The organism is Flavobacterium sp. CYK-55, assembly GCF_018413465.1.
In the GTDB taxonomy this organism is placed as follows: domain Bacteria; phylum Bacteroidota; class Bacteroidia; order Flavobacteriales; family Flavobacteriaceae; genus Flavobacterium.
Genome location: NZ_JAHCDK010000001.1, coordinates 329,685 through 342,226 on the forward strand (window position 1 = coordinate 329,685; position 12,542 = coordinate 342,226).

Sequence of the window (12,542 nt, forward strand, 5' to 3'; positions counted from 1 at the left end):
GGTGGGCTTCAGGTATACAAGCTTTAGCTTGTCTACGCCTCAAAAGGAAGTATAGAAACGTATGATTTGTTATCAGCTTTTTTCTGGAACTTCACAATTCCGTCTACTTTTGCATGCAAAGTGTGATCTTTGCTGATGTAAACGTTTTCACCCGGATTGTGTTTAGAACCTCTTTGTCTTACGATAATGTTCCCTGCAATAGCAGCTTGACCTCCAAAAATCTTAACACCTAAACGTTTCGATTCTGATTCTCTACCATTCTTAGAACTACCGACACCTTTCTTGTGAGCCATGACGTATTAGTTTTTAATGTTAATTATTCTTCAGTTGTTGCTTCTGCTTTTTTAGGAGCTGCTTTCTTTTTAGCGCCTGAAGCATTGATGCCTTCAATTACGATTTGAGTAAGAGACTGTCTGTGACCGTTTTTCTTTTTGTACCCTTTTCTTCTTTTCTTTTTGAAAACAATTACTTTGTCTCCTTTTAAGTGTTGTAACACTTTGGCTTCAACTGAAGCTCCTTCTATAGCCGGGGCGCCTAAAGTAACGTTTCCGTTATCGTCCAACAAAAGAACTTTATCAAAAGAAACTTTTGATCCTTCTTCGCTAGCCAAACGGTGAACATACACCTTTAAGTCTTTGCTTACTTTGAATTGTTGCCCTGCTATCTCTACGATTGCATACATAACAATGAATTTAGTTGTTTATAAAATGGACGCAAATATACAGCTAAAATTGACACCTACAACAACTTGCGCAAAAAAAATCAAGTTATTCAAAACCAACAACCCTAGCTGGCTTTTATCGTGGTTTTTTAGGGCGTGCCGGCGTACAAGTTTTTTCTATTCATCAACTCTGTGCTGCGCCGTCGCGCTGTACGTTCCAATCTTTTGCGCTTTAAAAAGACACAAAAGGATTTCCACTGTCATCGCTCACGCAAATCCGTAACGCAGAAAACTTCAACTAAAAATGCTACATTTGGCGTAACACAATCTTATGCAAAGCAGACTAAAATCTGAAAAAATGAAATTTATATGAGAAAAACTTGTTTCATTGGCTGCTTACTGACTATTTTGAGCAGCAACTTATTCGCCCAAAAAATTGAATTTCAAGAATACACCCTTGACAACGGCTTGCATGTCATTCTGCATCAAGACAAAACCGCTCCGGTCATTACAACCTCTGTGATGTATCATGTCGGCACCAAAAATGAAAATCCCAACCGCACCGGATTTGCCCATTTCTTTGAGCATTTGCTTTTTGAAGGCACCACCAACATCCCCAAAGGCGAATGGATGAAAATTGTTTCGGGCAACGGCGGCTACAACAACGCCAATACTTCGGTAGACAGAACCTATTATTATGAAGTGTTTCCATCCAACAATCTTGAACTCGCTTTGTGGATGGAAGCCGACCGACTCAGACAACCCGTCATCAACCAAGTGGGCGTTGACACCCAAAAAGAAGTGGTCAAAGAAGAAAAACGCCTCAAAATGGACAACCAACCCTACGGAAGTTTACTGGCTGAAGTGCGCAAATACTTGTTTACCAAGCATCCGTATCGCTGGAATATTGATGGCTCAATGGAACATATTGACGCCGCCACATTGGCTGATTTTCAAGCGTTCAACAAAAAATTCTACGTACCCAACAATGCAGTCTTGGTCGTAGCCGGAAATTTTGAAACCCAACAAGCTGTTGATTGGATCAAAAAGTACTTTGGCCCAATCAAAAAATCAGCCGACCCAGAGAAAATCAACGCAACCGAAGATCCGATTACCCAAACCATTCAAGCAAAATATGAAGACCCGAATATTCAGATTCCGGCCATTGTGGTAGGTTACCGCATTCCGTCGATGAAAACCCGCGAAGCTCGAGTTCTTGACTTGATTGCTGCTATTTTAAGCGACGGAAAAAGTTCACGTTTGTACAAGAAAATTGTCGATGAGAAAAAAATGGCTTTGCAAATTGGTGCTTTCCCGGTGAGCCAGGAAGATTACGGCATGTATGTAATTTACGGATTGCCGATGGGCAACAACCCAACCGAAAGCATTTTGGCCGAAATTGACCAAGAAATTCTCAAACTACAAACCGAACTCATCTCAGAACGCGATTATCAAAAACTGCAAAACGCCATTGACACCGATTTTGTGAGCCGAAATTCAGGCGTGGAGAAAATTGCCGAGAACTTAGCCAAATATTATATGTTGTTTGGCGATGTGAATTTGGTGAATACTGAAGCCAACATCTATCGATCGATCACGCGTGAAGAAATTCGCGAAGCGGCCAAAAAATACCTCAACGCCAACCAACGTTTGTTGTTGAATTATATTCCAAAATCAAATTAATACAAGATTGATGAAAAGATATTTAGCCTTTACCCTATTTTGTTTGAGCTTAACGCTGCAAGCACAAATTATTCCGATGCCCAAACCGGGTCCTGCCCCGACAGTCAATATCGGAAAACCACAAACTTTTGAACTCGGCAACGGACTCAAGGTTTTGGTGGTTGAAAATCATAAACTCCCGCGCGTTTCATTTAACCTCACCATAGACAATCCGCCTTATGCTGAGGCTCCTAAAAAAGGAGTCGCCGATTTAACAGGCGTTCTTTTGGGCAGCGGATTTGAAAAAACCACCAAAGATACCTTTAATGAAGAAGTTGATTTTTTGGGCGCTTCGGTTAATTTTAGCAGTGATGGAGCTTACGCCAGCGGGCTTTCAAAATACAGCAAACGCATTCTAGAACTCATGTCTCAAGGCGCTTTGCACACCGTTTTTAACCAAGTTGAATTTGACAAAGAAAAAGCCAAAATGCTTGAAAGCCTCAAGGCCGGAGAAAAAGATGTCTCAACCATTGCGCGTCGCGTAGAGAATGTTTTGTGCTACGGAAAAAACCATCCGTTTGGCGAATATGTTTCAGAAAATTCATTGAAAAGCATTACACTCGACGATGTGATTTTGAATTACAACACTTATTTTGTTCCTGAGAACGCTTATTTGGTTGTGATTGGTGATGTCAAATTTGACGAAATCAAAACTCAGATTGAAGAATTATTCGGCCCATGGCTCAAAGCAGCAGCACCCAACCTAAGCTATACTGACCCAAAAGATGTACAGTATGCACAAATTAATTTTGTCGATGTGCCCAATGCAGTTCAGTCAGAAATTTCGATTATGAATCTCAGCAGACTCAAAATGACTGATAGCGATTATTTTCCTGTCATGTTGACCAACTACATTTTGGGTGGCGGCAACGGACATCTCATGGACAACATTCGCGAAAAGCACGGCTGGACGTATGATGCCGGATCAAACATTGGCGCACAAAAACACATAGGCCGATTTATTGCATATGCACAAGTGCGCAATGCCGTAACCGACAGCGCAGTAGTTGAAATGATGGGCGAAGTGAAACGCATGCGCGCCGAAAAAGTTTCTGAAAAAGAGCTCAAAGATGCCAAAGCGAGTTTTATCGGGCAATTTGTCATGCAAACTGAAAAACCGCAGGCTATTGCGGGTTATGCGCTGCGCACCAGAACCCAGAATTTACCGGAAGATTTTTATGAAAATTACATTCGCAACATCAATGCAGTAACCGCTGAAGATATTTTGCGTGTAGCCAATCTTTACCTCAAACCCGAGAAAGCCAGAATCGTCATTGCCGGTAAAGGCGAAGAAATTATTCCGGGGTTAGAAAAGCTCAAAATTCCGATGTTTTATTTTGATAAATGGGGCGGAAACACAACCAAACCTGAATACAAACGCATAGTTCCAACTGAAGTCACCGCCAAATCTGTCCTAGAGAATTACCTTAAAAACATTGGCGGACAAAAAGCAGTTTCTGAAGTCAAAACTTTAATTAGTGTTGCTTCAGGAACCATTCAAGGCGCTCCTGTAGAGCTAACTTCTAAAAGCACTTCGTCAGGCAAAATGATGCGCGAGATGAAAGCCATGGGCATGTCAATGATGAAGCAAGTCATCAATGAAAAATCAGGCTATATCATACAGCAAGGCCAACGCAAAGATTTAACACCAGACGAATTCAAAGAATACCAACAAGTGGCGCGTCCGTTTAATGAATTAGAATTGCTCACCAAACCGGGCGTAGTTTTGCAAGGATTAGAGAACTTTAACGGTACAGATGCTTATGTCATCAAAGACGGTAAAAATCTCAAATATTTTGATGCCCAAAACGGACTCAAAATAGCCGAAGCTTTAACGCTGAACGTGGGCGGAAAAGAAATCACCCAAACCATTTCGTTTGGCGATTACCGCGAAGTTAACGGGCTGAAGTTTCCATATGAAACGCGCATCAACTTAGGTATAGAAATTCTATTGGTGACCACTGAAGTCAAAATCAACCAAAGCGTTTCTGACGAAGATTTCAAGTAAAAACATCCGTCATAAAAAAATAAGGCTGTCTGAAAAGACGACCTTATTTTTTTCCGGTAAGATAAACGCCCAGCAAAATAATCGCCGCTCCTAAAAGCTGCAAGCTAGTGAGTGATTCACCGTAAAAAATACCCCAACCACAAGCCACAATCGGAATCAAATAAGTAACCTGAGTTGAGAAAACCGGTGAAGAAATCTGAATGAGTCGGTAAAACAAAATATTGGCGATCCCGGTTCCGAAAACACCCAAAAGCAGCACAAAAAAAGAAGCCTTAAGCGCTTGTGGTTGCGTTGCAATATCAAAATAACCCGTTACAATTAATATGATGAGCGCAGGAAGTAGCATGATGGCAAAGTTTCCGGCGGTGATGGCTTTCGGGCTCAAATCAGAAAGATATTTCTTGACCAAATTCACATTGGTCGCATAACACATCGTGGCTACAATCACAAAACCTGCAAACCAATAATTCTGACTCGGGTGACTCATGGCGCCGCTTAAAATAAGAATCAGCGTGCCCATTAACCCCACAATCAAACCAATCACCTGACTACGCTTTACACTGAGCCCGAAAAAAGCAGTGCCTAAAATCAACGCATTCACCGGCGTGAGCGAATTGAGAATTGAGGTTACAGAACTCGATATTTGCGTCTCAGCCAAAGCAAAAAAATAAGCCGGAATAAAATTGCCGAACAATCCTGCCAAAGCCACATACTTCCATTGATGACGAGGAATTTCGGGCAGGTTTTTATAACTCATCGCCAACAAAAAAACGGCGGCACAAACAATTCTGAGCGAACCCAACTGAAAAGGATTGAGCGCATCTAAACCCAATTCAATCAAAATAAATGAACTGCCCCAAATGAGGGAGAGCACTAAAAGTAAGAACCATTTAAGTTGACGGGTTTCCATAGTGATGAATTTGAGTTCAAATTTGTAATAATTTTATGAATTGACCCTGAGAAAAATAATTATTTTTGTTGCGGATTCTTCAGATGATGCATCCCTCTAACTAATACCTCATCTCATGAACTTATCAAAAATTTTCGCAGTTGCCTCTTGTTGCGGATTCATCGCCACCGGTTGCAAACAAACGGCCAGCCCAGCGCCAGATCACGCTGTAGCAAAAGCAAAACACGCTATTAATCCTGAAAAATTACAAACCGCTACCTTTACCATTGAAGGCATGACTTGCGCCATTGGTTGCGCCAAAACTATTCAGGACGAATTAACAGACTTAGACGGTGTTCAAAAAGCAACGGTTGATTTTGACAAAAAACTCGCTACCGTTAGCTTTGACAGTTCACTGCAAACACCAGAATCATTGACCAAATTGGTAGAAGCTACCGCCGACGGAAAAACGTATAAAGTATCTAATATGGTGGCCGGAAAATAAATTCTGAACCATTACAAAAATTAAAGGAACCTTGCTCGGGTTCCTTTTTTATTTCTTCCAACGTAGGCTTTCAAGCAGGCGCTGCATGTCATTCTTTACATAACTAGCCGCGGGCATAATCGAATCAAAATTGGGCTTGGCATAAAAATAAACAGAGCAGTCTATAAAGTGCTTTGTGCTGTCAGTAGCATAAAACTGTCCGTTGGTGGCAGCGTTTCCGTCAACATTATAAAACATACCATAAACTTTATGTTCCTGATTGATGAAAGGTTGTTCTAAGATATCATCCGCTTTGATCACATGTTCATAGGTGAGTTTCTGAGCATCGCGCAAAAGCACTTTAATATTACCAGAAACAGGTTTGTAGGTCAAATAAATGGTGGCCTTCATTTTGGGATAATGAATCTCAAAATTACAATCCGATTTTTCTTTGATGACGGCCTCTGAATTCATATCAAAAGTAAACGGACAATTGTTTTCAAAATGATCATAGGTTGCTTCATTATAGTCTAATCGCAATTGACCTTTGGGCTTGGGTAAAATTTCTTTACGACAAGACGAAGAGGTAAGTGCGAGTAAAATCAATATTAAAAAAGAAGCAAAAGAAGTTTGTTTCATCATTTATTCAAGGGTTACTTTTATTTGTTTGATGCGTTTTTTATCAAGTGTTTCAATCGTAAAACGGTATTTTTCAAAATGTATTTTCTGGCCTTTTTTTGGAAAATTACCCAAAACTTCCAAAATAAATCCGGCTAAAGTTTCGGCCTCGCCTTTGTGCTTCTCAAATAAATCATCTTCGGCACCGGTAATGCGATAAAAATCTTTGAGGTTGACCTTTCCTTCAAACAAATAGTTTTGATCGTCAATTTGCGAAAAATGAACATCTTCATCATCAAATTCATCGCTTATATCGCCCACAATTTCTTCAATCACATCTTCAAGCGAAACCACACCGGAGGTTCCTCCGTATTCATCAACTACCACCGCTAAATGGCTTTTCATGCGCTGAAAATCTTGGAGCAAATTATCAAGCTTTTTGTTCTCAGGCACAAAGAAAGGCTCGCGCAAAAGTGTGGTCCAATTAAATTCTTTTTTGTGGATGTACGGCAGCAAATCTTTAACAAACAAAACGCCTTGAATCTGATCGATATGTTCGCGATACACCGGAATTCGCGAATAGCCTTTATCGGTAATCTTAGGAAGAATTTCAGAAAAGGTTTCAGAAATTTCAAGCGCAAACAAATCAATGCGCGGACTCATGACTTGCTTGGTATCGGTATTGCCAAACGAAACAATTCCCTGAAGGATTTTTTGTTCTTGTTGTGTCGTATCGTCGCTTGAAGTAAGTTCGAGCGCTTGTGAGAGTTGATCGACCGAAAAATTAGTCTTTTGTTTTCCGAGTTTATCGTGCAAATAAATAGATATAGAACGCATCGGAATACTGATGGGCGAAAGAATTTTATCCAACATCGTAAGCGGATAAATCACCCATTGGGCAAATTTCAAATTGTTTCGATTGGCGTAAACCTTGGGCAAAACTTCTCCAAAAAGCAAAATTAAGAACGTAACCAAAACCACTTCGGTAGCAAATCTCAAAACCGGCGAAGCGATGCTTTCAAAAAGATGATTGCCCACTACCGAAAACAAAATAACCACTCCGATGTTGATGAAATTGTTCGCAACAAGCAAAGTGGCTAGTAATTTTTTGGGTTTATCGAGCAAAGCCGAAATGAGTCGGGCTTTTTCAGGATTTTTTTTAGCGCAAAAATCTAAATCTTTTTGGGTGAGTGAAAAGTAAGCAACTTCAGAAGCTGAAACCATCGCAGAACAAAAAAGCAGAACAAATATTCCTGCAAACCCTAAAAGTGTTTGGGTGTCAAGGTTTAACCAAAGTGTATAACTGGGCTCAGGGTCCAAATGAAAACAAATTAGTGAGACAATTTAGAACGGCATGTCGTTGTCTGGCATTGAGTTCGAGCTACCGTCAAAACCTGTGTTCTTGTCTGTCGATCTAGGTTCAATTTCTTTTTTTACGTTGAGAAACGTAAACTCGGTTACCTGAATTTCGGTGGTGTATTTGGTCACGCCTTCTTCAGTTTGCCATTGTCTTGATTTGATTCGGCCTTCAACGTATATTTTATCGCCTTTTGATAGGTATTTTTCGCAAATCTCAGCTGCTTTGTTGCGCACCACTAAATTATGCCACTCTGTCGAGGTAATTTTTTCGTTGGTTGATTTGTTGATATAGGTTTCATTGGTAGCCAAAGGGAATCTACCAATGCAGTTTCCGCCTTCAAAATAGTGCATTTTGATGTCTTCACCTAAATGCCCGATCAACATTACTTTATTTAAAGTTCCACTCATTTTTAGAGGTTTTTTGGGATGGTTGTAATTCGACCAAATGTAGTAATTTTTTTAAAGCTAACTCCATTGCTTATTCATAAAATTAAAAATCACAATAGGGGTTGGCAACGCGAGAGCTGATGCCCGACTGAGTCCGTTATTGAGCTGACTTTTAATCCTTACTTTCCAAAATTTAATATGCAACAAACGATGGGTTAATCGATGTGAGATTTCTGCTGAGATTAGTTGAGTTACTGAAAGCCATTGTTTTTGATACTCAGATTTATTCAACCAATTAATGATTACATCTTCAGTTGCTACTTCTGCTGTTTCAATCAACGGAAACTCGTAAAGCTTCTTCCAAATACCAGAATTTGATCGCTGTACAAGCAGCGTTTGCTCAAGATCATCTTCAAAAAATATGTAATTAAAATGCTTTTCCTGAACTTTAGTTTTGGAAATTTTGACAGGCAAAACATTCACCTTTTGCTTCGCTTTAGCCAAACAACCGCTACTCAAAGGGCATTGATTACAATTCGGGCTTTTGGGAACACACTGAAGCGCACCAAATTCCATAATGGCTTGATTAAATAAGCCCGGGTTTTCATCTAAAATGAGTTCATTAGCCAAGGCAAAAAACTCTTTGTAAGCTCCAGAAGAGGCAATATCTGTATCCATGGCAAAATAACGAGCCAAAACTCGATAAACGTTTCCGTCAACCACCGGAACTTTTTGATCAAAACAAAACGAAGCAATGGCCGCAGCGGTATAATTACCAATTCCTTTTAATTTGAGCAATTCCTGATAACTTTCAGGAAATTGTCCGTTGAATTCAAAAGCAATCTTTTGCGCCGTTTGATGTAGGTTTCTAGCACGTGAATAATAGCCCAAACCTTGCCAAAGCTTTAAAACACGCTCTTCTGGCGCCTTGGCCAAATCAGTAACCGTGGGGAAAGCCTCGGTAAAAGCATAATAATATGGCAACCCTTGAGCCACACGTGTTTGCTGAAGCATAATTTCAGAAAGCCAAATATGATAAGGGTTTCGGGTGTTTCGCCAAGGTAAATTGCGTTTGTTTTGATGATACCAGTCAGTAATTTGGAAGGCAAAATCCATGTTAATTTTTTGGATTACAAAAATAAAAGTTTATGTAATTAAATTTTAGTGAATTAGGTTGAATTATTGTTTTATTAATTCATATATTTGCGGCCTCAAAAAAAACCAAATTAATATTTTAAAATACGAAAGAAAATGACGAAAGCAGACATCGTAGCGAAAATTTCTGAGAAGTTAGGTCTTGAAAAAGGAGATGTTCAAGCCACTGTAGAATCTTTTATGGAAGAAGTAAAAACTTCTTTAGAAACAGGAGACAATGTTTATTTAAGAGGTTTCGGTAGCTTTATCATCAAAACAAGAGCTGAAAAAACCGGAAGAAATATCTCTAAAAACACCACCATCAAAATTCCAGCGCACAACATTCCGGCTTTCAAACCAGCTAAAGTATTCGTAGAAGGCGTAAAAACTAACAACGAGGCCAAATAAAAATTTTTATTAATCAACAAATTCACCAGCTATGCCAAGTGGTAAAAAAAGAAAAAGACATAAGGTAGCTACGCACAAACGCAAAAAAAGAGCGAGAGCTAACCGTCACAAAAAGAAAAAGTAGTCTAAAAACTACTTTTTTCTTTTTAAACGTTCCTTGAAATTGAGACCCAGAGAAAAGAAAAAGAGAAAAAAAAGAAAGATATTTTGTCTTGCTTCTTGATTCTTGCTTCTGTTTTCTGATTCTCGCCGGGTAATACTACCTGTAAAATATTGTTTAATCCATCCTTGAGAAGTTGACAGTTCGCAATTGGCTGTTGTTGGTTGTAACCAAAATCAGCTAACCAAAACCGACAACCACTTCACGGATAAAAATTTAACGTGTGAATAAAGAATTAATCATCCGATCTAGTTCTGAAGCCGTTGATTTTGCCTTATTAAAAGATGGAAAACTAATTGAATTACACAAAGAAGAAGAACAAAACAACTTCCAGGTCGGCGACATTTTTATTGCAAAAATTCGCAAACCCGTTGCCGGACTCAACGCGGCTTTTGTAAATGTGGGCTTTGAAAAAGATGCCTTTTTACATTATCACGACCTCGGACCTAATCTTTCTTCTCAGTTGAAATTCATAAAACTTGTAAGCACAGGTAAAATAAAAGATTTCTCCCTAAAGAACTTTCAGTTTGAAAAAGAGATTGATAAAGACGGAGCCATAGCCGACGTGCTGGGCACCAATCAATCAGTATTAGTACAAGTGGTCAAAGAGCCTATTTCAACCAAAGGCCCCCGCATTAGTTCTGAACTCTCACTTGCCGGACGATATATCGTTTTGGTACCGTTTTCAGATCGGGTTTCGGTTTCTCAAAAAATTCAAGAAAGAGCCGAAAAAGACCGCCTTAAAAAACTAGTACAAACCATCAGACCCAAAGGATTCGGTATTATTGTCCGCACAGTAGCCGAAGGCAAAAAAACAGCAGAAATAGAAAAAGATTTGCAGAACCTCATGATTAGGTGGACTGCAATGTGTAAAAAATTACCAACAGCACATCATCCGTCAAAAGTATTGGGCGAGCTCAACCGAGCATCGTCTATTTTACGAGACGTTTTTAACGATACTTTTACCGGTATTCACATAGATGATGAAGAGTTGTACGATCAAATCAAAGATTACGTGCAAGAAATTGCACCCGAAAAACAAACTATTATAAAGCTTTATCAGTCAAAAGATACTCCGATTTTTGAAAAATTCGGTATCGAGCGACAAATCAAAACTTCTTTCGGAAAAACCGTCTCGATGAGCAAAGGAGCTTATCTAATTATTGAGCATACCGAAGCCCTGCACGTCATTGACGTGAACAGCGGCAACCGCTCAAACAAAGCCACCAATCAAGAAGACACAGCTTTAGAAGTTAATTTAATCGCGGCAGCAGAAATCGCCAGACAACTCAGATTACGTGACATGGGCGGCATCATCGTAATTGATTTTATTGATATGCAAAACCCCGACAATCGCAAAGTATTGTTTGATTTTCTGCGCGAAGAAATGAATGACGATAAAGCCAAACACAAAGTCTTACCGCCGAGCAAGTTCGGTTTGGTTCAAATCACGCGTCAGCGCGTAAGACCCGAAGTCAACATCAACACACGAGAAGAAGATCCAAACAACGAAAACGCTCAAATAGACGCGCCAATCGTTTTGGTCGACAAAATCGGTTCAGAGGTTGAACGACTCATTAAAACCCACAAAAAACTGGTGCTCAGTGCGCATCCGTTTGTGGCTGCTTACCTCAGTAAAGGTTTTCCATCCTTGCGCTTGAAATGGTTTATCGAGCACAAGAAATGGGTGAAAATCATACCTCGTGATGCTTACACGTATTTAGAATATCATTTTTACGATCAATCCGGAAAGATGATCTCTTAAAAAAACAAAACCGCCTTCAGTCCGATGGCGGTTTTTTTATGCTTTATTTTTAGGGCAGACACTTCCGGCTGTTCGCTTTATCTCGCCCTTACAGAGCGAGGATACCGCTGCCATCCGGGCTGCACAATAGTGGTTTAGAAAAATCTGTTCTCAAAGACAAATTACACCTCTACACGCTGGGTCACCAACGCCTCATATACGCCATCCCACAAGGCTTTGCGCATTTGCAATCCTCTGACAACAGCGGCTTCGGCTTCTTGCCAAAAGGCGGCATCATCGCCGCACAATTGCTCTGTCATCTCCAGGGCCAAATGGCTGTGGTGATCGCCATCTACTTCAATATGGCGCTCTAAATAATACTTAAATTCTGATATACTATCCGGAAAATTTAGGTCAATATCAGCAATGAGCGACATAAACATTCCCGGAATCAAATCTTCACGACCAAAGGTAAACACCGCCGATTGCACATGGCTTTTTTTACTGCCAATTACTTCAAAAGTATAGCGTACAAAATCTTGCGCAGCTTGAGGCGTTCCTGAAACCGAAAAAGCGCGGTCAAAATCACCGGAATTCTGCAATTCAGCAATAAAACTTTCCATAGCCGCAGTATCTGCACCCGATTGTTTCATGGCGTTTAAATACAATTCAAAATGGCTCATGCGCTCGCCTTGACTATTGAGGTCAGATTCTTCTCCGGCCACAATTTCATTGATCAAATATCGCGTTTGAGCGTTCCCAACCACAAACCATGGCACCGAGGTACAGGTCAAGTTGTTTTGCAAAGTTTTGAGCAACGACATAAAATCCCAAACGGCATAAATGTGATACTGCATAAAAACGCTTAAATCTTCAGGCGATTGAATCAGCGGATAAACCGGATGGTTCAAGATTTCTTGCCTGAGCGGCTCAATAACTTTTCTGAGGTGTTCAATTTGGGTATTCAT

Annotated in this window: 13 protein-coding genes; 5 read left to right on the top strand and 8 right to left on the bottom strand. The window is 40.0% G+C overall.

Annotation, left to right across the window (positions count from 1 at the left end; all coding sequences use genetic code 11):
- Positions 1–32 precede the first annotated feature (32 nt).
- Positions 33–293, bottom strand: coding sequence for a 50S ribosomal protein L27 (gene rpmA, locus KIH23_RS01470; RefSeq protein WP_213210877.1), 261 nt, complete (start codon positions 291–293; stop codon positions 33–35).
- A gap of 23 nt (positions 294–316) precedes the next feature.
- Positions 317–682, bottom strand: a complete 366-nt coding sequence (gene rplU / locus KIH23_RS01475) for a 50S ribosomal protein L21 (protein WP_213210878.1) — start codon at positions 680–682, stop codon at positions 317–319.
- 348 nt (positions 683–1,030) lie between these two features.
- Here rplU and KIH23_RS01480 point away from each other — a divergent pair, with 348 nt between their 5' ends.
- Both KIH23_RS01480 and KIH23_RS01485 read left to right on the top strand, forming a co-directional pair.
- On the top strand, positions 1,031–2,344 hold the full coding sequence (locus KIH23_RS01480; protein WP_213210879.1) for a M16 family metallopeptidase: 1,314 nt from the start codon (positions 1,031–1,033) through the stop codon (positions 2,342–2,344).
- 10 nt (positions 2,345–2,354) lie between these two features.
- The gene (locus KIH23_RS01485; RefSeq protein ID WP_213210880.1) at positions 2,355–4,391 is read left to right on the top strand and encodes a M16 family metallopeptidase; all 2,037 of its coding nucleotides are present in this window, start codon (positions 2,355–2,357) and stop codon (positions 4,389–4,391) included.
- Between the two features lie 43 nt (positions 4,392–4,434).
- On the opposite strand, the gene KIH23_RS01490 is transcribed toward KIH23_RS01485, so the two are convergent.
- Positions 4,435–5,301, bottom strand: coding sequence for a DMT family transporter (locus KIH23_RS01490; protein ID WP_213210881.1), 867 nt, complete (start codon positions 5,299–5,301; stop codon positions 4,435–4,437).
- A gap of 115 nt (positions 5,302–5,416) precedes the next feature.
- On the opposite strand from KIH23_RS01490, the gene KIH23_RS01495 reads away from it, so the two are divergent.
- Positions 5,417–5,785 carry a heavy-metal-associated domain-containing protein gene (locus tag KIH23_RS01495; RefSeq protein WP_213210882.1) on the top strand — a complete coding sequence of 123 codons (369 nt, stop codon included), beginning with the start codon at positions 5,417–5,419 and terminating at the stop codon, positions 5,783–5,785.
- 48 nt (positions 5,786–5,833) lie between these two features.
- On the opposite strand, the gene gldD is transcribed toward KIH23_RS01495, so the two are convergent.
- The 4 genes from gldD to mutY are packed head-to-tail and all read right to left on the bottom strand — an operon-like array spanning position 5,834 to position 9,244.
- Positions 5,834–6,403 carry a gliding motility lipoprotein GldD gene (gldD, locus tag KIH23_RS01500; RefSeq protein ID WP_213211104.1) on the bottom strand — a complete coding sequence of 190 codons (570 nt, stop codon included), beginning with the start codon at positions 6,401–6,403 and terminating at the stop codon, positions 5,834–5,836.
- 3 nt (positions 6,404–6,406) lie between these two features.
- On the bottom strand, positions 6,407–7,702 hold the full coding sequence (locus KIH23_RS01505; protein WP_213210883.1) for a gliding motility-associated protein GldE: 1,296 nt from the start codon (positions 7,700–7,702) through the stop codon (positions 6,407–6,409).
- A 24-nt stretch (positions 7,703–7,726) separates the two neighbouring features.
- Positions 7,727–8,149 (bottom strand): single-stranded DNA-binding protein, encoded by a 423-nt coding sequence (locus KIH23_RS01510; RefSeq protein WP_213210884.1) that lies wholly within the window; start codon positions 8,147–8,149, stop codon positions 7,727–7,729.
- Positions 8,150–8,206: 57 nt separating this feature from the next.
- Positions 8,207–9,244: an A/G-specific adenine glycosylase gene (gene mutY / locus KIH23_RS01515; RefSeq protein ID WP_213210885.1), complete on the bottom strand. Its 1,038-nt coding sequence runs from the start codon at positions 9,242–9,244 to the stop codon at positions 8,207–8,209.
- A 135-nt stretch (positions 9,245–9,379) separates the two neighbouring features.
- Here mutY and KIH23_RS01520 point away from each other — a divergent pair, with 135 nt between their 5' ends.
- On the top strand, positions 9,380–9,670 hold the full coding sequence (locus tag KIH23_RS01520; protein ID WP_166333787.1) for an HU family DNA-binding protein: 291 nt from the start codon (positions 9,380–9,382) through the stop codon (positions 9,668–9,670).
- 383 nt (positions 9,671–10,053) lie between these two features.
- Entirely contained in the window at positions 10,054–11,595 is a 1,542-nt protein-coding gene (locus KIH23_RS01525) for an Rne/Rng family ribonuclease (RefSeq protein WP_213210886.1), read from the top strand.
- Between the two features lie 161 nt (positions 11,596–11,756).
- Here the strand turns inward: KIH23_RS01525 and KIH23_RS01530 are convergent, their stop codons facing one another.
- A complete protein-coding gene (locus tag KIH23_RS01530; protein WP_213210887.1) occupies positions 11,757–12,542 on the bottom strand; it encodes a DUF3050 domain-containing protein in 786 nt (261 codons plus the stop codon).